20 protein-coding genes, 1 tRNA gene and 1 pseudogene are annotated in these 20,972 nt (G+C 61.4%); 11 read left to right on the top strand and 11 right to left on the bottom strand.

The window, feature by feature from the left end; all coding sequences use genetic code 11:
- Positions 1-161: 161 nt before the first annotated feature.
- The 3 genes from G3N99_RS15160 (at position 162) to G3N99_RS15150 (ending at position 4,682) form a co-directional block, all read left to right on the top strand.
- A complete protein-coding gene (locus G3N99_RS15160; RefSeq protein ID WP_174941414.1) occupies positions 162-2,471 on the top strand; it encodes a DNA translocase FtsK in 2,310 nt (769 codons plus the stop codon).
- Positions 2,472-2,517: 46 nt separating this feature from the next.
- Positions 2,518-3,207 (top strand): outer membrane lipoprotein chaperone LolA, encoded by a 690-nt coding sequence (gene lolA, locus G3N99_RS15155; RefSeq protein WP_011351257.1) that lies wholly within the window; start codon positions 2,518-2,520, stop codon positions 3,205-3,207.
- A gap of 164 nt (positions 3,208-3,371) precedes the next feature.
- Complete coding sequence (locus tag G3N99_RS15150; RefSeq protein WP_089445121.1) at positions 3,372-4,682, top strand: replication-associated recombination protein A; 1,311 nt, start codon at positions 3,372-3,374, stop codon at positions 4,680-4,682.
- A 46-nt stretch (positions 4,683-4,728) separates the two neighbouring features.
- On the opposite strand, the gene G3N99_RS15145 is transcribed toward G3N99_RS15150, so the two are convergent.
- Positions 4,729-4,998 carry a DUF2164 domain-containing protein gene (locus tag G3N99_RS15145; RefSeq protein WP_206122787.1) on the bottom strand — a complete coding sequence of 90 codons (270 nt, stop codon included), beginning with the start codon at positions 4,996-4,998 and terminating at the stop codon, positions 4,729-4,731.
- Between the two features lie 262 nt (positions 4,999-5,260).
- On the opposite strand from G3N99_RS15145, the gene serS reads away from it, so the two are divergent.
- The 4 genes from serS (at position 5,261) to G3N99_RS15125 (ending at position 7,947) form a co-directional block, all read left to right on the top strand.
- Positions 5,261-6,562: a serine--tRNA ligase gene (gene serS / locus G3N99_RS15140; protein WP_206122786.1), complete on the top strand. Its 1,302-nt coding sequence runs from the start codon at positions 5,261-5,263 to the stop codon at positions 6,560-6,562.
- Between the two features lie 135 nt (positions 6,563-6,697).
- Positions 6,698-6,788: transfer RNA gene (locus G3N99_RS15135), tRNA-Ser, on the top strand.
- A 95-nt stretch (positions 6,789-6,883) separates the two neighbouring features.
- Positions 6,884-7,465: a recombinase family protein gene (locus tag G3N99_RS15130; RefSeq protein WP_174944871.1), complete on the top strand. Its 582-nt coding sequence runs from the start codon at positions 6,884-6,886 to the stop codon at positions 7,463-7,465.
- A gap of 200 nt (positions 7,466-7,665) precedes the next feature.
- The gene (locus G3N99_RS15125) at positions 7,666-7,947 is read left to right on the top strand and encodes a hypothetical protein (protein ID WP_206122785.1); all 282 of its coding nucleotides are present in this window, start codon (positions 7,666-7,668) and stop codon (positions 7,945-7,947) included.
- 285 nt (positions 7,948-8,232) lie between these two features.
- Here the strand turns inward: G3N99_RS15125 and G3N99_RS15120 are convergent, their stop codons facing one another.
- From G3N99_RS15120 to G3N99_RS15075, 10 genes are all read right to left on the bottom strand, one after another.
- The gene (locus tag G3N99_RS15120; protein ID WP_206122784.1) at positions 8,233-9,408 is read right to left on the bottom strand and encodes a hypothetical protein; all 1,176 of its coding nucleotides are present in this window, start codon (positions 9,406-9,408) and stop codon (positions 8,233-8,235) included.
- A 363-nt stretch (positions 9,409-9,771) separates the two neighbouring features.
- Entirely contained in the window at positions 9,772-10,101 is a 330-nt protein-coding gene (locus tag G3N99_RS15115) for a hypothetical protein (RefSeq protein ID WP_206122783.1), read from the bottom strand.
- Between the two features lie 3 nt (positions 10,102-10,104).
- The gene (locus G3N99_RS15110; protein ID WP_206122782.1) at positions 10,105-11,460 is read right to left on the bottom strand and encodes a type II secretory pathway protein; all 1,356 of its coding nucleotides are present in this window, start codon (positions 11,458-11,460) and stop codon (positions 10,105-10,107) included.
- Positions 11,457-12,548 carry a zonular occludens toxin domain-containing protein gene (locus tag G3N99_RS15105; RefSeq protein ID WP_206122781.1) on the bottom strand — a complete coding sequence of 364 codons (1,092 nt, stop codon included), beginning with the start codon at positions 12,546-12,548 and terminating at the stop codon, positions 11,457-11,459. Before G3N99_RS15105 ends, G3N99_RS15110 begins: the two co-directional genes overlap by 4 nt.
- A gap of 3 nt (positions 12,549-12,551) precedes the next feature.
- The gene (locus tag G3N99_RS15100) at positions 12,552-12,845 is read right to left on the bottom strand and encodes a DUF2523 domain-containing protein (protein ID WP_206122780.1); all 294 of its coding nucleotides are present in this window, start codon (positions 12,843-12,845) and stop codon (positions 12,552-12,554) included.
- A gap of 10 nt (positions 12,846-12,855) precedes the next feature.
- Positions 12,856-14,622 (bottom strand): hypothetical protein, encoded by a 1,767-nt coding sequence (locus tag G3N99_RS15095; RefSeq protein ID WP_206122779.1) that lies wholly within the window; start codon positions 14,620-14,622, stop codon positions 12,856-12,858.
- A gap of 154 nt (positions 14,623-14,776) precedes the next feature.
- Positions 14,777-15,016, bottom strand: coding sequence for a hypothetical protein (locus G3N99_RS15090; protein ID WP_206122778.1), 240 nt, complete (start codon positions 15,014-15,016; stop codon positions 14,777-14,779).
- A gap of 353 nt (positions 15,017-15,369) precedes the next feature.
- A complete protein-coding gene (locus G3N99_RS15085; protein ID WP_174944724.1) occupies positions 15,370-15,564 on the bottom strand; it encodes a hypothetical protein in 195 nt (64 codons plus the stop codon).
- Positions 15,565-15,566: 2 nt separating this feature from the next.
- Entirely contained in the window at positions 15,567-15,845 is a 279-nt protein-coding gene (locus G3N99_RS15080) for a hypothetical protein (RefSeq protein WP_346778487.1), read from the bottom strand.
- A gap of 11 nt (positions 15,846-15,856) precedes the next feature.
- A complete protein-coding gene (locus tag G3N99_RS15075; RefSeq protein WP_241011651.1) occupies positions 15,857-17,149 on the bottom strand; it encodes a replication initiation factor domain-containing protein in 1,293 nt (430 codons plus the stop codon).
- 199 nt (positions 17,150-17,348) lie between these two features.
- Here G3N99_RS15075 and G3N99_RS15070 point away from each other — a divergent pair, with 199 nt between their 5' ends.
- From G3N99_RS15070 to G3N99_RS15055, 4 genes and pseudogenes are all read left to right on the top strand, one after another.
- Positions 17,349-17,735 carry a hypothetical protein gene (locus tag G3N99_RS15070; protein ID WP_206122777.1) on the top strand — a complete coding sequence of 129 codons (387 nt, stop codon included), beginning with the start codon at positions 17,349-17,351 and terminating at the stop codon, positions 17,733-17,735.
- 130 nt (positions 17,736-17,865) lie between these two features.
- The gene (locus tag G3N99_RS15065) at positions 17,866-18,255 is read left to right on the top strand and encodes a helix-turn-helix transcriptional regulator (protein ID WP_174944729.1); all 390 of its coding nucleotides are present in this window, start codon (positions 17,866-17,868) and stop codon (positions 18,253-18,255) included.
- A gap of 184 nt (positions 18,256-18,439) precedes the next feature.
- On the top strand, positions 18,440-19,393 hold the full coding sequence (locus G3N99_RS15060) for a phosphatase PAP2 family protein (RefSeq protein WP_241011649.1): 954 nt from the start codon (positions 18,440-18,442) through the stop codon (positions 19,391-19,393).
- 143 nt (positions 19,394-19,536) lie between these two features.
- Positions 19,537-20,949: pseudogene (locus G3N99_RS15055) on the top strand (methyl-accepting chemotaxis protein); the annotation flags it as partial.
- Between the last annotated feature and the right edge of the window lie 23 nt (positions 20,950-20,972).

The raw sequence follows: 20,972 nt of genomic DNA, 5'->3' as shown, positions 1-20,972 counted from the left end.
GACCAGGGCGGAAGGGCTGCTGCGGCGCGCGTCCGCCGGGCCGGCCGTACCCCGGCCCTGTTATGTAACCGTCATTTACACTTGGCGGCCCGGTGCAGCGTTTACAATAAGCGGGATCGAACGACAGGCGGGCGCATGGCCCGTCCTCTTTATACGGATTCATGGCAAAAGCTCCTTATTCCGCCCAGGCACAGGCGTTGCCGCACCGGATGTCGAAGCTCCTCACGGAGATCCGCTGGATTCTCCAGGTCGCGCTCTGCGCATTTCTGGTGATGGCCCTGCTGAGCTACAGCCGGCGCGATCCGAGCTGGACGCACGCCGCCCAGGTGGACCACATCTCGAACTGGGCCGGCCGCGTCGGCGCCTGGACGGCCGACATCATCCTGCTGCTGTTCGGCCTGTCGGCCTACTGGCTGATCGTGCCGCTCGCGCGACGCATCGCCGTCAACTATCGCCGCATCACGCGCCACGAGGCCGTCTCGGACGAACCCGAGCGGCCGATCGGCTGGCTCACTGAAATCCTTGCGTTCGTGCTCGTCGTGCTGGCATGCGACGGCATCGAGGCGCTGCGCATGTGGTCGCTGAAGGTGCAGTTGCCGCGTGCGCCGGGCGGCGTCGTCGGCGAGGCCGTCGCGGGCGCGATGTCGCACGCGTTCGGCTTCACGGGCGGCACGCTGCTGCTGCTGATCGCGCTGGCGATCGGCCTGTCGCTGTATTTCCGCTTTTCGTGGCTGTCGGTCGCTGAACGTGTCGGCGGCGCGATCCTGTCCGCCGTCAACGTCGCGAAGCTGCGCCGCGAGGCCGAGCGCGACCGCAAGCTCGGCGAGGCCGCGGCCGTGCGCCGCGAAGGCAAGGTCGAAGAGGAGCGCGTGCGCATCGAGGATCACGAGCCCGTGACGATCGTGCCGCCGGTCGTCACGCCGGCGAAATCCGAGCGCGTCGAACGCGAGCGCCAGGTGCCGCTCTTCACCGACCTGCCGGGCGATTCGACGCTGCCGGCGGTATCGTTGCTCGATCCCGCACCGAAGGCGCAGGAGGCGATTTCCGCCGACACGCTCGAATTCACGTCGCGCCTGATCGAGAAGAAGCTGAAGGACTTCGGCGTCGAGGCGAGCGTCGTCGCCGCGTATCCGGGCCCGGTCGTCACGCGCTACGAGATCGAGCCGGCCACCGGCGTGAAGGGCAGCCAGATCGTCAACCTCGCGAAGGATCTCGCGCGTTCGCTGTCGCTCGTGTCGATCCGCGTCGTCGAGACGATTCCCGGCAAGAACTACATGGCGCTCGAGCTGCCGAACCAGCGCCGCCAGACGGTCCACCTGTCCGAGATCATCGGTTCCGAGGTGTACGCGGCAGCGTCGTCGGCGCTGACGCTGAGTCTCGGCAAGGACATCGGCGGCAAGCCGGTGTGCGCGGATCTCGCGAAGATGCCTCACCTGCTGGTGGCCGGCACGACCGGTTCGGGCAAGTCCGTCGGGATCAACGCGATGATCCTGTCGCTGCTGTATAAAGCGACCGCCGAGCAGGTGCGCCTGATCCTGATCGATCCGAAGATGCTCGAAATGAGCGTCTACGAAGGCATTCCGCACCTGCTGTGCCCGGTCGTCACCGACATGCGCCAGGCCGGCAACGCGCTGAACTGGACGGTCGCGGAGATGGAGCGCCGCTACAAGCTGATGAGCAAGCTCGGTGTGCGCAACCTCGCGGGCTACAACAACAAGATCGACGAGGCTGCGAAGCGCGAGGAGAAGCTGCCGAATCCGTTCAGCCTGACGCCGGAAGATCCGGAGCCGCTCGGTCGCCTGCCGAACATCGTCGTCGTGATCGACGAGCTGGCCGACCTGATGATGGTCGTCGGCAAGAAGGTCGAGGAACTGATTGCACGGATCGCGCAGAAGGCGCGCGCGGCCGGCATCCACCTGATCCTCGCGACGCAGCGTCCGTCGGTCGACGTGATCACGGGCCTCATCAAGGCCAACGTGCCGACACGGATCGCGTTCCAGGTGTCGTCGAAGATCGACTCGCGCACGATTCTCGACCAGATGGGCGCCGAATCGCTGCTCGGGATGGGCGACATGCTGTACCTGGCGCCGGGCACCGGGCTGCCGGTGCGCGTGCACGGCGCGTTCGTCGCCGACGACGAAGTGCATCGCGTCGTCGAGAAGCTCAAGGAGCAGGGCGAGCCGAACTATATCGAAGGCCTGCTCGAAGGCGGCACGGCCGACGGCGACGAGGGCTCGGCCGGCGCGGGAACCGGCGAAGGCGGCGACGAGTCTGATCCGCTGTACGACCAGGCGGTCGAGATCGTCATCAAGAACCGCCGCGCGTCGATCTCGCTCGTGCAGCGCCACCTGCGGATCGGCTACAACCGCGCGGCGCGGCTGCTCGAGCAGATGGAGCAGTCGGGGCTCGTGTCGGCGATGTCGTCGAGCGGCAACCGCGAAATTCTTGTGCCGGCGCGCGACGCGGAATGAGTCCGCGGCGTTCGCAGCGCCGGCCATCCAGGGAGAAAACCGCAATATGCAGCAACATTCGTTCGCAATGTCCCTTCGTTCGACGCGGCGCTGGCTCGGCGCGGCGCTCGCCGGCGCCTCGCTGATGCTCGCGGCGACGCACGCGTTCGCGGGCGGCACCGAGCAACTGAAGGCGTTCGTGTCGCAGGTGCGTTCGGCGAAGGGCGACTTCACGCAGCAGATCGTCAAGGCGCCGGCGAAGGGCGCAAGCGCCGTGCAGGCCGTGCCGAAGCCCACCGACAATTCGAGCGGCACCTTCGTGTTCGCGCGCCCGGGCAAGTTCATCTGGACGTACCAGAAGCCGTACCAGCAGGTGCTGCAGGCCGACGGCGAGAAGCTCTACGTGTACGACCGCGACCTGAACCAGGTCACCGAGCGCAAGCTGAACGGCGCGCTGGGCGCGAGCCCGGCCGCGATCCTGTTCGGCAGCAACGATCTCGACAAGAACTACACGCTGCGCGATGCCGGCGAGAAGGGCGGCATCGAATGGCTCGAGATGCTGCCGAAGGCGCAGGACACGCAGTTCCAGCGGATCGGCATCGGCTTCAAGAACGGCACGCTCGCCGCGATGGAACTGCACGACGTGTTCGGCAACGTCACGCTGCTGACCTTTACGAACATCCAGACGAATCCGCCGCTGAAGGGCGATACGTTCAAGTTCGTCGTGCCGAAGGGCGCCGACGTGATTACCGGCTGACCGGCGCCGCGCGCCGCTGTATTCCCGACGGGCCTGCCGGCGACGGCAGGCCCGTGTTGTTTCTGGGCGCGGGCACCGGGCGCGGCGGTGCTTTCGCGCCGCTGTCATAATGTCGGGTCCGGCGGCCGGTTCGGCCGCGACCGTTTGATGTGGAGCGAGGGTTCATGTCCGATCTGTTTCAAGTCGAGCCGCGCCGCCCGCTCGCCGAGGCGCTGCGGCCGAAGACGCTCGCCGAGGTGATCGGCCAGACGCATTTGCTGGGCGAAGGCAAGCCGCTGCGGCTCGCGTTCGAATCGGGCAAGCCGCATTCGATGATCCTGTGGGGGCCGCCCGGCGTCGGCAAGACGACGCTCGCGCGGCTCACCGCGCTCGCGTTCGACTGCGAGTTCATTGCGCTGTCCGCGGTGCTTGGCGGCGTGAAGGACATCCGCGAGTCGATGGAGCAGGCCAAGGACACGCTGAACCGCACCGGCCGCCACACGATCCTGTTCGTCGACGAAATCCACCGTTTCAACAAGGGACAGCAGGACGCGTTGCTGCCGTTCGTCGAGTCGGGGCTCGTGACCTTCATCGGCGCGACGACCGAGAACCCGAGCTTCGAGGTCAACTCGGCCTTGCTGTCACGTGCGCAGGTGTACGTGCTGAAGTCGCTGGACGACGACGAGATGCGCCAGTTGCTGAAGCGCGCGCAGGAAATCGCGCTCGACGGTCTGTCGTTCGACGACAAGGCGATCGATACGCTGGTCGGCTATGCGGACGGCGATGCGCGGCGCTTCCTGAACCTGCTCGAGCAGGCGCAGACGGCGGCCACGTCGGCCGGCACCGCGACGATCGATGCCGAGTTCGTCAGCAGCGCGATGACGCTGAACGCCCGGCGCTTCGACAAGGGTGGCGACAACTTCTATGACCAGATCTCGGCGCTGCACAAGTCGGTGCGCGGTTCGAGCCCGGACGGCGCGCTGTACTGGTTCTGCCGGATGATCGACGGCGGCGCGGATCCGAAGTATCTCGCGCGGCGGATCGTGCGGATGGCGTGGGAAGACATCGGCCTCGCCGATCCGCGCGCGCTGCAGATGGCGAACGACGCGGCCGAAACCTACGAACGGCTCGGCTCACCGGAAGGCGAACTCGCACTCGGCCAGGCGGTGATCTATCTCGCGTGCGCGGCGAAGAGCAACGCGGGCTACAACGCGTTCAACCAGGCGATGGCGTTCGTGAAGCAGGACAAGTCGCGCGAGGTGCCCGTGCATCTGCGCAACGCGCCGACCAAGCTGATGAAGGAACTCGGCTACGGCCACGCTTACCGGTATGCACACGACGAGCCGAATGCGTATGCGGCCGGCGAGACGTACCTGCCGGACGGGATGCGCGAGCCGCGCTGGTACAAGCCGGTGCCGCGCGGGCTCGAATCGAAGATCGCCGACAAGCTCGCATGGCTGCGCGAACTCGATCGCGAGGCCGGCAAGAAGGACTGACGGGAAGGCGTCCGGCGCGGTTCGCGCCGGTGCCGTCGCGAAAGCATCAGCGCTTGCGGGCTGCCGGCTGCTTCTTCCAGTAGCCGAACGGCTCCTGATGGCACTCGATGTCGAGTTCGGTGACGCGCGCATGCAGGCTCTGCTGCGCATCGGCGATCGCGAGGTTGTAGATCGCGGGCGCGATCTCCTCGACGAAGAAGTGCAGCAGGGCGCCGGCCTGGATATTGCCGATCGGCTCGTCCATGTTCTCTGTGAAATAGCGTTGCAGCGACGCGATCGCGCGGTCGCGTACGTCCTTGTCCAGTTCGATGGCCATCGGGTTCCTTGGGTAGCTGTGACGTGTGGCGGGTGCCTCGTGCGATGCGCTGCGGCAGGCTCGCACGGGTGATTCGCGATCCGCGGCGCGTCGCTGCCGCGCGATTTCGCGGGTGCCGACGGGCGGACTGGCCATGCGATACTGCCACGGCCATCACACCACGGCATCGCCCGTTTGCAGCATTGTCCGTCCGGCCAGTGCCGTGGCGGCCCCGCGGTGCGTTAGAATTCCCGTCTTACACAACGATTCTCCAAGTCCTCCCATGCTCGACATCCAGTTGCTGCGCAAAGACCTCGACGGCGTCGCCCAGCGCCTCGCCGATCGCGGCTACACCCTCGACATCGCCGCGTTCTCCGCCCTCGAAGCGGAACGCCGCGCGATCCAGACCCGCACCGAAGAGCTCCAGGCCCGCCGCAACAGCCTGTCGAAGCAGATCGGCGCGATGAAGGGGAAGGGCGAGGACACGTCGGCCGTGATGGCCGAGGTCGGCGGGATCGGCGACGAAATGAAGGCGGGAGAAGCCAAGCTCGGCGAGATCCAGGCGCGCCTGTCCGACCTGATGCTGGGCATGCCGAACGTCGCGCATGAAAGCGTGCCGGTCGGCAAGGACGAAGCCGACAACGTCGAGGTGCGCCGCTGGGGCGCGCCGCGCCAGTTCGATTTCGAGGTGAAGGATCACGTCGACGTCGGCACGCCGCTCGGCCTCGATTTCGAGACCGGCGCGAAGCTCGCCGGCGCGCGCTTCACGATGCTGCGCGGCTCGATCGCACGCCTGCACCGCGCGCTCGCGCAGTTCATGATCGACACGCACACGCAGCAGCACGGCTACACCGAAACTTATACGCCGTACATCGTGAACCCCGAGATCCTGTACGGCACGGGCCAGCTGCCGAAATTCGCGGACGACATGTTCCGCGTCGAGAAGGGCGGCGAGGAGAACAAGGTCACGCAATACCTGATCTCCACGTCGGAAATCTCGCTGACGAACACGGTGCGCGAGTCGATCGTCGACGCGTCTGCACTGCCGATCAAGCTGACCGCGCATTCCCCGTGCTTCCGCTCGGAAGCCGGTTCGTACGGCCGCGACACGCGCGGCATGATCCGCCAGCACCAGTTCGACAAGGTCGAGATGGTGCAGGTCGTCGCGCCGGAAGCGTCGTACGCGGCGCTCGACGAGATGGTCGGCCATGCGGAAGCTATCCTGCAGAAGCTCGGCCTGCCGTACCGCGTGATCACGCTGTGCACGGGCGACATGGGCTTCTCGGCCGCGAAGACGTTCGACCTCGAAGTGTGGCTGCCTGCGCAGAACACCTATCGCGAGATCTCGAGCTGCTCGAACACCGAAGCGTTCCAGGCGCGCCGGATGCAGGCGCGTTTCCGCAACGCGCAGGGCAAGCCCGAGCTCGTGCATACGCTGAACGGTTCGGGTCTGGCAGTCGGCCGTACGCTCGTCGCAGTGCTCGAGAACTACCAGAACGCGGACGGTTCGGTCACGGTGCCGGAAGTGCTGCGTCCGTACATGGGCGGCATCGAGCGCATCGACGCGCCGGCACGGGCGTCGTAAGCGCGCGTTCCGGCAAACGCTCAAAGGCCTCGCAAAAAATTTGCAAAAAGGGCTTGTGAGGTTCGAAGAGATCGTTCTATAATCTTTTCTTTCGCGGAAACGACCAACCGCGAAATGCAGTAAAGCAGCAAGGAAGGAGAGGTGGCAGAGTGGTCGAATGTACCTGACTCGAAATCAGGCGTACGGTTTCCCCGTACCGTGGGTTCGAATCCCACCCTCTCCGCCAAACAAGAGAAGAATTTCGATTTTGAATGCAATTTCGAAACTCTTCGTAAGGAAGCGCCAAATTCTGTGGAAGAATTTGGCGCTTTTTTACATCCAATGAGAATCGGTTACGCCAGAGTTTCCACACAAGAACAGGAAACGCGTGCGCAGATCGACGCATTGACGAAGGCCGGCGTCGATGCAGTCCACGAAGAAAAGCGCTCAGGTGCACTCCTGCGCCGCCCCGTCCTAGACAAACTCCTCCGAAACCTCAAGCGCGGCGACGTCCTGGTCGTCTACAAGCTCGACCGCATTGCGCGATCGCTCAAGCACCTCCTCAGCATCATCGATCGCCTGCAAGAGCGCGGAGCGGGCTTTGAGAGCCTTACCGAGCACATCGACACCACCTCGCCAGCTGGTCGGCTGATGATCCAGATGCTTGGCGCGTTCGCCGAGTTTGAGCGGGAAATGATCCGTGAGCGGACGAAGAGTGGTATGCAGGCAGCCAAGAAACGCGGCGTCCGCCTAGGTCGACCGCGAAGTCTCGAAACCGAGGACGAACGCCGCGTCGTTCGCCAATGGCGCACCGGGAACTACACGCTAGCCGCGCTCGCCCACGAATACGGTGTTCACCTGTCGAGCATCAAGCGCGCGGTCTATCGCGCAAAAGAACTCGCTCAGCTGGCGCCCACTCCGTAAAAAGCAGTTTTGCAGAGAGGGGAGGGGGAGCATGCAGCACCGCCTACGCTCCCCGTCCCCGGTGATACCCGCTACTCGGTCCGGCAGGCCGCGCTGAGCCGCGCGATAACCGCCACGACTCCGCATCACGGCCGACGCTCTACGTCGCTACGATCCCGGCCGAACACTCCTAACGCTAGACGCACTACGAGCTCGACCAGGTGCGCGCCGATAGCCAGGCCGAGATCGACCAGGTGCGCGTCGATCGCCAGGCCGAGCTCGACCAGGTGCGCGCCGATAGCCAGGCCGAGCTCGACCAGGTGCGCGTCGATCGCCAGGCCGAGCTCGACCAGGTGCGCGTCGATCGCCAGGCCGAGCTCGACCAGGTGCGCGTCGATCGCCAGGCCGATCTTGACCAGGTGCGCGTCGATCGCCAGGTCGAGCTCGACCAGGTGCGCACCGATCGCCAGGCCGAGCTCGTGTCGAGATTCACTCAACGCTGACCTCTAAAGGTACTTCAAGGTTGTGATCGAAGCCGGTCCGCCGGCGTCAGGCTTGCTCTGTGGCTCGGTTCGGCCAGGATGGGGCATTGGGCTCGTGTATGTGATTTGGAGAAAATCATTGCGCTTTGATACGCACCAATTCTAATCACCAAGATTGAACTGTTGACACCAGCGAACGCACTCTTGCCGAAATGAGGTACTTCTCGGGGTGCCAAATTTTACTTATCCGGGCTACGATTTTTAATCTTTCTGCGCGGGCTTAATATATGCCCGCGCGCAATAATTCTAAAACGGAAGCTCCTCTTCTGACACCGAGGATGGCATCCACGGATAGCGAGAGGTGGACGAAATGAAGTCGGTTGTGTAATGTGATCTTTGTCCCCAGTATTCGACTTCGTCTATATCCACTACCGACGCGGTTAGTGACTCAGTATTGAAGTCCCAGTAAGCATTTCCCGAATTGTTATCGCGATGGAAAGCCGATATGTTTTTGGCCTCGACTAGATCTCCGCGAGCAAGGGCGTCTTGCTGAATTTGTTCGGTCTCGGTCGCTACCTTGAGTGCCATTGCCTTTAGCGCGCCCCCAATTTCAGTGAAACTTGATTCAAGGGTTAACTTTGAGAATACTATGCTTATAGTCTTGGTCGCTTGCAGTATTTTGTTGTCGTTCATTCTCGGATAGACGGCACTCTCACTCAAATAGATGCAAGTTTCTCTTATCGCTGGGTAAAGGCGAAGTATTTGAGATGTTCGCAGTGTCCCAACTTTGTAGTTAATGTACTTTGACGACCCGCCTTTCTGCAAAATCGGAATAATATAATTGAGTTGAACTCTAATCCACTCTTGATCGAGGCTGGAAAGTAAATTTGTTCTCCAATGATCATTGCCTATGGATTTTAATTCAATATACCACGCATCCTCTGAGTTGGTCGGGACTACATCACTTATGGAAGTCAGCTGTACGAGACAATTTTCGATCTCAATCAGTAAATGTTTTGAATTCTGCTTAATGAGATCGATGTCGTCTTGTTTAATCGGCCGAAAATGGGCTAGAGAATTGCGAACGGTTCCAATTTCCTGGAGTTTGGTAATAACGATAGCTTTGCTTGCGCGAAAAAAAGGCGCAAAGTACTTCCAGTAGACTTCTGAGGTTATTATTTGTGTGAGTTCGCCGCTATTTAAAAATAGCATTGGCGACGAAACTTCATATCCGAGATATCCATGCTCGCGAGCCTGATGAATTCGCTTCTTGGTTTCGGTCCTAATTGTAATGCCGTCCCCTAGGGCTGCCAGATCCCAATCCTTCCCAAGTTGACGCTTAAGAACTATGTAGACAAATAGCCGAAGGGCATTTTCGAACCGGAAAAGAATATTGAAGGCCTCATAGTAATAGATGTGAAGCCACCGTTCGGGTATCTTGAAGTTGCGGTTATCGTCTGCCTCTGCGGGATGCCATTCCATAATTACTTCCCCTGTTGAATGCAATTTCCGAGCGTCCGTGAGTACCGCTCTATTTCAGTTCGTCTATGGTGAATCTTGTGTGCCTCTGACTTTACTACACGAGGGAAGAATGTGGGGAACTTGTGATTTCTTTCGGATCCCTCCGATGGCTTCCAATGGGTGAGCACCGAGCTTTGTTAGTTGCCTGCAGTCTCTCGGAGTCTTGGGAAAAGTACGTTTTGGCGAAGCGCGACGACTGCGTTTCCGTGACGCTTCAAGGATTTAATCGATCTGATAGCCCGTTTGCCGTAAAGCCAAACGGCTGCTCCGGGCCGATGAGAGCCGGCCGCCCGTGCGCGAACGGGCCAAGCTGCCCTTGGAAGTTCAACATTGAATGAGCGAGTTTGCGGGTAGGCCGTGTACGGCTGGCGCGCCGAAACCAAATTGAGTGAATCTCGACAGCTTGACCAGGTGCGAGTCGATCGCCAGGCCGAGCTCGACCAGGTGCGAGTCGATCGCCAGGCCGAGCTCGACCAGGTGCGAGTCGACCGCCAGGCCGAGCTTGACCAGGTGCGCGTCGATCGCCAGGTTGAGCTCGACCAGGTGCGCGTCGATCGCCAGCTCGAGCTCAACCTGTACAGATTCGCCTACTCGAGTACGAAGCGAGGCTAGAGCAGCGCCAACGGCGAGCCAGATGAAATCGTCGGTACGCAAGCATCACAACTTCTGAACTTGCAGGAGAAGCAGGATTTCCGTGCGGCTGCCGCCGCTCGAATGTCCCCTCATCCATGCCGGCAGGAACGACAGGCCCGAATCGAGGTGCGATGCCTTTTCCTGCGTCAGTCCGCCAATGAGCACGGCGTCGCCATCCTCGACGCTGAACGACGATTCGAGCTTGCGCGTGTTCTTCGTCGGCGAGTTGTTGACGCCGGTCGTGGTGCGCACGAAGTCGCTGATCTCCTCAACGACGTTCAGATCGATTGCGCTTGCTTTAACGGTCGGCTGAACCTGAAAGATCACCCCCGCGTCCTGATACTGCACGCTCTGCACCGGCGCACCAGTTGTACTTGGATAGGAAACCGAGCCGACAACCGGCACCGACTGGCCGACATTTAACCTGGCCAACTGGCCAGATCGCACACGCAGGTTGGGTGACGTGACGACCTTGAATCGAGAGTCGCTATTCAGGGCCGAAATCGCGGCCTCAAAACCACCAGCACGCAACCGAATCGCGTTCGCGTCGCTGCCGACAGTTCCTGACCCAATCGATGCCCCAACACGCCCACCTAGCAGGCTCAAAGCCAACTGGAACGCCGAATTGTTGTCCTCCTGCCTGCTGACCTCATACACCCACGCACGCACCGCAACTTGACCGGCCGGCGTATCGACTTGCGGAAGCAGCTTTTTCAGTGCGGCTATCTCGCGCGCGGAGCCGATGAATACGAGCGTGTCGGTTTCCTGATCCAGCATTGCCGCCGCAGACGTAGGCGGCGAACCCGTACGCATCCGGCCATCAGTCGACGTAGCGATATCGCGGTTGGTTGTGAACTTCCCCGAGAACAGCGGTTGAACAAGACGAGAGAGATAATCCGCATCGCGATAACGCGGCTGGTATACGTAGTTATCCTGAACCTCGCTCGGTGCCGCATCACGCTTCGATACGTAATCCACCCCGTCGCGCGTGTCCAGCGCAAAGCCAAGCGATGTGAGGAAGCCGCGCATGAAGCCGCGCATATCGCCGTCACTCTTATCAAATCGGAACGACACCGGCCGTTGATCCGCGAGCACTTCCGGCGCAATCACGTATGGCACCTTGAGCATATCGGCAAAGACCAGATCAACCACCTGCGCAACCGGCACGAACCGCAAATCGATACGTGTCCCGGATACGCGCGGAAGCGCCGATAGTGCAACCGGAGGCGAAGAGGGGGCCGAGTTCGGCGACACAAATGCTGCCTCTGATGGGCCGACCGCTCCGGGTGGTAGTGGCGGCAATGTCGGCACCGGCGGCACCGCCTGCCCCGCGTGCGCGATAGATGCGGCGAGGAGCGAGAGAATCGCAATCCGTTTCATCGGCTGCCCCCTGCCGGAACCGCGCCCCCCAGCGATCCGGACCATGTCGTAACGTCCTGACCGTCGATCTTCCCGACTCGCACAATCCCATCATTTACAAACATCGATGGCGACTCGATACGCATCCGACCGGAGCCGCCAATGAGGACCACCCATTCGAGATCGCCCACGCGATACGATCCGGCGATCCGCCATGTATCCGACACCTTAGCCGATGCCGGTGTGGCTTCCCCGGTTGGGCCTGTGATATTTCCCGGCGCCCTCGGCGACGCATCAATCTGAGGCGGGAGCGCTGCGTGCGAAACCTCCGCCTTTGACGTTGGATGAAAGAAGCGCCACGCACCCCAAGCACCAACCATCATGCATACGGCAACGCCGCAAACGATCCCCCAGAGCGTCTTATTTGCCAACACGTTCTGTCGCTTGTCGATCGTTGCCTCAGATCCGGAGCCACCCACGTAGCTGCTATAGAGCGGGAAGATTTCTGACTTGTACGTTCGCACGAACGTCCCGACTCGCGTTTTCAGTGTCTGCTTGCCGCCCTCGTACATCTCTACGCGGTACTTCTTCGATAGGCCCAAACTCTTGAGCTTGACCATGACGAACGAGAGTTCCAGCACGCCGCGGACAGATCGATGCAGGTCGGCGATATTCTGGATCATCAAGGTAACGTCGCACGAAACGCCGGTATCGGCGCTGACGAAGTGTCGATGCATGCGAAAGAAGTTCATGTGCTCAGGCGTGACTTTCATCCCCACAGCCCACAGCTTCCACGCTTCATCAATCACAAGGAAATCTCCCGGTTGCACGAAGCCCGGCGTTACGACCGCCCCATCAGGGCTTTCGTCCTCGGTCGGGAAAAAGTGCTCGCCAAGAAGATCAGTAGTACGAACATGAACGATAGCGCCAAGTCTGCCTGGTACAGCGTTTCGCTTCTCAACTAGATGGGCGTGCACGCGCTCCTCGCTAATGCCGTCAATGTTCGTTACGACGCGCCGACCAGCCGCGACTGCATCCAGCAGCGGGCCGGCCACAACTTCATACGATTTACCGGACCCCATGACCCCACAATATGCATTGATTGCCATGTATCACCCGATTACCGGAATGCGACGAATGATGAAGCGCGTCGCGAAAGCCGCGACGATTAGCTGCACGCCGAAACTGAACGCACATAGATCGAGGAAGTACCAAACATCCGCACCGATTCCACCAAATGCCCCCGAGAGCGATGCGGCCGTCGGCAGCAACCCCGACGACTGAAGTACAGCGATAAATTCGGTCGTGATGAAGTACATCACGAAGTACGCGAAGAACTTCGCGATGACCGACCGCACCACGAACCCGAGCAGCAGATTTACCGCAGATGCAAGCAATGCCCACATAGCTATCTCCTTATGCCGCCAGCACGATAAACAGCGCGCCTAGAACAAACACGACAACAAACACAGCATGTATTTGCGGTCGGAACTGTTCAGCAAGATCGCAATGCGAAGTAACTGTGATCTGCTGACCGAACAGAGTTATCGAAGGCCGAGGACATATGGCGTTGTGTGCTGGAACTTCGAAGCTACGCAGGTCGGGAAACAGCCGAAGCAACGGCCGCAGGATCATTTCTGCCGTCGGTGTATTTTCAAGTGACGGCGCATCAATGCCTGGATCGGGGCCGACATCGACGCCCACGCGGTTTATTACGTTCACGCTTGGAACATTTACGACGTTCACGTTCTGCGCGATGCTCGGGTCAGGATTTGGATTTGGATTTGGATTTGGGTTCGGATTTGGGTTCGGGTCAGGATTCGGGTTGGGATTGGGATTGGGATTGGGATTGGGATTGGGATTGGGATTCGGGTTCGGGTTCGGGTCGGGATTCGGGTTGGGATTCGGGCTTGGCTCAGGATTCGGAAGGGGAACAGGCTCAGGCTTGGGAGCCGGAGTCGGAGTGGGGGCCGGAATTGGGTACGGTGCAGGATTGGGATTCGGCTGTACATCGGGCGATATCACGACACTTGTTCCGGGCGTAGCAGCCCGAGACAGCAAATCGGCGAGAGTTGGCCACCTGGCGAACGGATCAGACTTATACCACTCGTCAATGTCGTCCTTCGTAACCGGCGAATTCGGCGAATAGGGCAGGCCGTGATAACCCGGTTGCGCCGCTGCACGCTTCCATGTCTCATCAACCAAGCTCGCAATCGTCTGCGACGGAACTGACGCCCTCGCCGCCGCTGGCGAAATGTCCTTCACGATGCCAGAAAGGTCGCCGCTAAGTAATGATACGGCATCCTGATCAAACGTCCATGAGATAGAGCGACCAACACCGTTTTCTACTCTAGAGCACATTCGCATTTCCGGATCACCACTTTGGCATTGAAAACTAACGCGAGAGACTTCCGCGGTGAACAAGTGCCACGGACCATTTGGATAAGGATCTTCCTTGGCAAAGTAGGTGACACTTGACAGTACCTCATACCTCTTGCCATTAATTACGTTATCGTGAGCCATATACCACGAGCGATATGCGTTGTAGCGCGAAACTTGATCGAGCGTATCCGCATATAGGTCCGTCCATCCGTTGCGGAGTGTGAAAGCCCCATTCGCCCCTGAATCGGGATACGGGTACCTGCCACATTCGGCTTTGAGGTCGCACGTTGTATTCTTGAATACTCGAATGCCGAACGCACGTGCACGAGAATCGGGGGATTCCACATCGCCAGGTCTCACTGGTATCTTGCCTGGATCGGCATACGGAAGAGGCTCTACAACTCGAACGAGAGAAACAGTCTTGCCGTCCCCGCTAACCGCCATCTTGAATTTGGTGAGCCCCGAATTCATCGTAAGGGCAGCACCTGCGGCCATAATGCCGAGGCCCGCTAAGACCGTGACCCATACCGGAGCGCCGGCGACCGCCAAAACGACCCCCGCCCCCGTTGCAGCGACACTGGCCGCGGTAGATACGGAACCCATGCCGGTGAGCGTCGCGGCAATTCGCGGATCGTTTGCCGCGAACCCTCGCTGAATCGCGATTCGCGACAGGACCGCAGCCTCAACACGATTGATCACGAAATTCTCAATCGGCAAGAGGGCGGCCTGTGCATGCGCTTGCTGGTTGCAAACCATTGCCAAGGCTGCAAACAACGCTATCCATGCGTTTTTCGTCTTCATCCTCGCATCCCCTGAATGACAGCCCACGCTGACAGCAGGCCCCATGCGAACATCACCAGATACCACGCCTGTACATTGGTCATGTCTATCTCGACCCATCAAAAAAGAGGGGGCACTAGGCCCCCTCAACACTCACCCCGTAACGCGAGCTAACTTAGGCGCCGCGAACCATGCCGATAACGATCTTCGCGCCCTTGATCGCCATATACAGGCCAGCGAGCAGCGCGGCGATCGACAGGACCGCCGCCGTGGTCGTCGCGAAGTCGATCTTCGCCAGCATCGGGCCGTAGTCGACGCCGCCACCTTCCGCGTGAGCGAGGACCGGCAGGGCAACGACGCCACCGAGAATCGAACGCACGGACAGCGCCTTGAGAGCTTGCAACTTCGTTTTCATACGTACACTCCAGAAAGAGCCGGGAAGCGCCCGGCACGCGTTTCTACGCCCGTCGAATCATCTCGACGACCGCACCAATCCCACGGCACACGAAATACAGACCTACGACCGACGTAAATGCAGCGCTCCAGAATCCGGCCGCCTGACCGTAATCGAAGGGCTGCACCGCTGCATCGATGTATCCGACGCTCGCTGCATCGAGTACGTACGCCTGTACTGCTTGCACATGGAAAAACTGTTCGCTACTAGGCGGGCATACCGCTTGATCAGTCGTGCTTGCCTGATCGGCCGACGAAACCGGCGCGCAGATCAGGACATAACGCGTTGCGCCCGCAGCCATCCTGTCCACCCCCCTACTTGAAGAAGATCAGCGCGACTACATCGAAAGCGCCGTCGCAGTGATCGACGCCAGCCTCATACGCTTCGCCGATTTCCTCGAATCCGCCCGCATCACGCAGACGCTCGGTGCGACCCACGTCCCCCGAATCGGGCCGCAGGAACCCGCCAGAAACAAGGTCCTGCACCACGTACACGACCCTGCCGTCCATGATTAGCTCGCCTTAGCCGGCCGGGAAATTTCCAGCGGCTTCAATGAATGCATTACGGTCTTCTGCGTTTTCCCGTTCGTCACGAGCTCCAGATCCGCAGCAGCCTCGAAAGGGAAGGGCAGATGCTTGTACTTGTCGAACTCGGCGGACGTGCCGAGCGTGAACTCAGCGACCGCGAAGCCTTTAGCTGTGCCCTTCGAATCATCGAGCGGGGTTTCGGTATAGACCTTCGTGCTATCGAACGCCTGCCCGTTGTCCATCGTGCCCTTGCTCGACTTCATCCCCAACACCTTCACATTGCTTGTGAATCGCATGATTCGTTTCCTGTCGTAGCGGCTGGTGCAAAGACCGTTTCCTCTGTCCAGCCATCGCCAGAGGGGTCTAAATCGTTGTATGGCGTCGCGGTATCGAAGACGTGCATCGGGATTGCGCAAGTCTCGTAATCAGGCACCTTGAGGCGATCCGGCCATTCGCCGGACTGATTCGTGATCGCGTCGAGGAAGTCCTCATCGCCCAGGAGATTCCGCAGTACGAACGCGTACTTGCCATAGCTGGTGCGGATGTTCTTCAAACTCGCATCGACGTTGATCTCTGCCGCCTTGCGCTTGATCTCGATCTTTTCGGGCGTGCGGGAGGCATCGAGGAGGCGCAGACACGGATAGGCACCCACGAAGTAGCTGGACGGATCGAGCAGCACATCAAGCGGAATCACGCGCTTGCTATTGCGAAACTCGACCTCAATGCGCAGCCATTCCGACTCCGCGTTGCCTTGCTCCCGACCTTTCTCGTAGGCGCGGCAGAGCTTCCCGTTCCGGCGCAGGCCGATGTACACGCTGCGCCCCTTGCCGTTAGGCTTCTTCCAGTCGCCCTTGTACTCATGGTGCGGAGCGTTCACTGAGCAGGTGAACAGACCGTCGTCGTACCAACCGTCAACCTGATCGACCGTGTATTCGCCTTGCATGCAGTCGTGCGCGAGGTCAACGCGCGTGATCGTTGGCCGTTTGGCCGTATCAACAAGGAAGTCGTGCAAGCGGGACTCCCACCCGGCTCTAGCTGCAATGCAACCCTGGCCGTTCAAGTTGATGAGCATCGTTCCGCGCTGGCTGGCACCACCGAAGGCGACATGACCATAGTTGTCACCCAGCTCCCACGCGTTCGTGTAGAAGTCGCGACTCTTCTTCAGGTCGCGCGTGATGCCGAAGCCGAAGATTTCCGTCAGGTGCTTGCTCGCTTCGAAGATGAACGCCTCATCAGCAACAAGCTGAATGCCCGCCGTCCGGTTCCACGTTTCCTCGCCCACCGTGAAACGCAGCGTATCGACCATCGCGACCTGCTCGTTGACCGGGCGACGAACGAGGATAGTTTTCAACTCGCCCGTATCGGTCATGACCATCTGCAGTTCCTGCACCGTCGCGATGGCCGGCCTTTCCGTTCCCCCCCTGTTAGTCCGGGGGGGGCAAAAAGCAGCGGCCCCGCCGCTGCTGTCCTCGCTGCCGCTGCGGGCAGGAGCGGCGGAGCCGCTGCACGGGACGGATTTAGGAGTGCGAATCGCACCTGATTGCACTGCTGCCTTGAGCTTGCCCATGTCTCGAATTCAGCCCAGATTGGTTTGGGAGGGGAGGCGGCCGCAGACGTCGCAACCACACGAAGGCGCACCGCACCACTCGCAGGAATTTTCGGTACACGTAGCGGGAATGAGGCGACGGCGAGCGCGGAAGTTAGCCACGCGCTGCGCACTGGTCATCGCGTTGGCCTTCGCCGGACGGCCCGGCCGATTGCCGAACATGTCACCGGTGAATCCGTCTTGCGCGTGCTTCGCCATAAAGGCCCCCGAATCGTTGTCGTTTTCCCGCCACACCGACGGGCTACCGCAAAAAGAGCGGGGGCCGAAGAAGGCCACCCGCCAAAACCCGCGCACACCGTGGGGCCGAATGAGCGCGGCCAAACGAGGCACAACCAACCACCGACCTACGCCCCACGAAATCCCGCTTAAACTTCAGACAAAACCACACGACCACCAGGCCAACGTGACACCAACGATGCTCACCGTAACGGCGCTTGCCGCAGCCGTTCTCATCGCCTTGACCGACCGCCGCCGAAAACAGAAACAATCGACCGATCCGCGAAAGCGAGCGATCTACGATCCGAAACAATTCCGTCGCCGCAGATGAGGCAGCGGTTTACCTCTACAACGAACCTGCTAGACTGCCGCCTATCGCAGATCCACAAAAATTTGCGCGTTTGCCCAAATGTCAGGGCGGATTATTTGGGCGAAAGCGCAAACATGTCAAGGGGATTGTTATGACGATTAGCGAACTTTTGGACGCAGCGAAGCGAAAGCAGGGGTCGCTAGGGGCCGTTGCGGCCCGCTTCGATTTTCATCAATCGCGGTTGTCCGAATGGAGATCAGGGAAGCGCAAGCCGGATGCTAGCGAAATCCTGATCCTTGCCGAGCTTGCCGAATTGCCACCGCTGGAGACTCTGGCGGAGATCGAGCAGGAGCTTGATTCCAAGCATTCAGCCGTTTGGGCGCGCGCACTGGGAAACCTCCGCGCGGCGGGCCTCGCCGCGTCCGTGACCCTCGCACTGGGAACCGTATTGACGACATCGAGTAACGCAAAGGCTGCCGTCGATCATTCGGGCAATGCGGTTCGAAATGCACCCTCTCCGCCAAAATACGAAGCCCCGTGATCCGGAAGGATCACGGGGTTTTTCGTTTTGGGTCCGCGGAATGTGTGTCGCGTCGCAAGCCATTGCAGTCGCAACGACTCGACCATCGACACATCGGATCGTGCTGATACGATGCGATCCACTGCGTGCATGATCGTGCCGCGTCCTCCATACGGCCGTGCTGAATGGCAAACACCGCAATCCCATGACGAACCGAGTGCCGAAAGCCCTGACGGGCATTGCGCTGCTGACTGCCGTCATTGCCGTCGCGGACATCCGCGGCGCGCATGGCATAGGCATGGCGTTGGTGCTCGGTCACGCGGCGTATTTCGCGGGGCTGGCAGGATGCGCGGCCGTCGCCGTGGCGGCGGCACTGATCGTGCTGTCGCGCACGTCGCGCTACCGCGAGCGCTCGCTCGCCTGGCGATGGCGGGAATGGGCGCTCGCGTTGCTTTGCATCGTGACGATCGCTGCCTTCAGCCAGGCGATCGTGGTACTCGACTACTTGTGCGTGGCGCTCGCGCCGCCGTCGATCGAAGCCGATCTCGTCCGGTTCGATGCGTTGCTCGGCTTTAACTGGCCCGACCTGTATCGCTGGGTGAGGGCGCACGCCGTGTTGCAGGGCGTGCTGGCGTTCGCGTATCACGGCAGCATCGTGCAGCTGATCGCCGTCCCGTTCATTCTCTCGACCGCACGGCGACATGACGACCTCGCCGAGTTCATGGCGCTGTTCGCATTCGCGTTGCTCGTCGTTGTCGTCGTCTCGACGCCGTTTCCCGCGCAAAGCGCATTCGTCCATTTCGGCATCGCCGATGCGAACACCGCGTCGACCGTGTCTCACTACGACCTGCTGCGCAGCGGGCAGCTTCGGCAGTTCAGCCTGTCCGAATCGCAGGGGCTCGTGTCGCTGCCGTCGTTCCACGTGATGCTGGCGCTGCTGTTCGCGTATGCGGTCCGACACGTGCGTTACGTGTTTCTCGCGTCGATCGTGCTGAATGCCGCGATGATCGTGTCGACGCCGACACAGGGCGGCCACTACCTGGCCGACGTGATCGCCGGGATCGTATTCGGCGTGCTGTCGATCGTTGTCGTGCGCCGCTGGATGGCGGGCCCGCGCAGGGCCGCGACCACCGGGCCGCGCGCGACGCATCCGACCTGACCGGATTGGCGGCCGGCGTTTTCGCACGGCTCCGGTCTTTCCCGCTTTCTTCAGCTTTAAGCCCGCGCTTCCCGCGCCGTTAACACGAGGCGGCGGCCGGCGCCCGTGCCGGACCGCATCGTTCCCCGTCGATCCAAGGTCCCATGAAGCTGAGCTACAAGATTCCCCTCGCATTCGCCGTCGCGCTGCTGCTGATGTTCTGTGGCGCGCTGTACGGTATCCATATTCTCAATCGGTCGATCGATACGTTCGCCGAAGACGTGCAGACGAACGTCGGCGACGAACGGCTCGTGTCGGCCACGCTCGTACAGTTCAAGCTGCAAGTGCAGGAATGGAAGGACACGCTGTTGCGCGGCAAGCAGCCCGACAAGCTCGACCAGTACTGGCAAGCGTTCCAGACACGCGAGCGGACCGTCGATACGCTCGCCGCGCAGCTCGTTCACCAGTTGCCGCCCGGCGAGAGCCGCTCGCTCGTCGAGCAGTTCATGCGCGCGCACACGGCGATGGGCGAAGGTTACCGGCGCGGGTTCGACGCGTTCAAGGCTGCCGGCTTCGAGCCGTCGGCCGGCGATGCCGCCGTGGCGGGCGTGGATCGCGAACCGGCGGCGCTGCTGGAGCGGGCCGCGAAGTCGATTGCCGACGAGAGTGCCGCCGTGTCGGCGCAGGCGAGCCGCGACGCGCAGCACGCGACCACCGCGAGCCTCGTGCTGATGCTGGTCGTGCTCGGCGTCGCGATGGTCGGTGCGTTCCTGTTCAGCCGGGCCATCCTGCGTCCGCTCGACCGTGCGGTGGCGTGCGCGCAGGCCGTCGCCGAAGGCGACCTGACGCGCGACGTCGATACGGCCGGCCGCGACGAGATCGCCGATCTGCTGCGCGCGTTGCAGACGATGCAAGCGAGCCTGTCCGGCGTCGTGCTCGAAGTGCGTACGCACGCCGAAGCCGTCGCGACGGCGAGCGCACAGATCGCATCGGGCAATCATGACCTGTCGGCGCGTACCGAGGCGCAGGCTGCGTCGCTCGAGGAGACGGCCGCCAGCATGACCGAACTCACGGGCATCGTCCGCCAGTCGGCCGAGCACGCGCAGCACGCGGCGCAGTTGGCGCACGACGCGTCGAACATCGCGGCGGCGGGCGGCGGCGTGATGACGGATGCCGTCGGCACGATGAACGGCATCGCCGACAGCTCCGCAAAGGTCGGCGAGATCATCGCGGTGATCGACGGCATCGCGTTCCAGACCAACATCCTCGCGCTGAACGCGGCGGTCGAGGCGGCCCGCGCCGGCGAACAGGGGCGCGGCTTCGCGGTCGTCGCGGCGGAAGTGCGTACGCTCGCGCAGCGCAGCGCCGCCGCCGCGAAGGAGATCAAGGGGCTCATCGAGCAGTCGACGAAGCGGGTCGACGAGGGCGCCGTGCTGATCGGCCGAGCGGGTGAATCGATTCACGAAATCGTCGGCGCGGTGCAGCGCGTCACGACGATCGTCGGCGAGATCCCGTCCGCGTCGCAGGAGCAGAGCGGCGGCATCCAGCAGGTGAATATCGCGGTCACGCAGATGGACTAAGCGACGCAGGAGATCGGAAA

It is taken from the genome of Burkholderia sp. Ac-20392 (genome assembly GCF_017104585.1).
Lineage (GTDB): Bacteria > Pseudomonadota > Gammaproteobacteria > Burkholderiales > Burkholderiaceae > Burkholderia > Burkholderia lata.
This window is presented reverse-complemented; position numbering and strand designations above follow the sequence as displayed.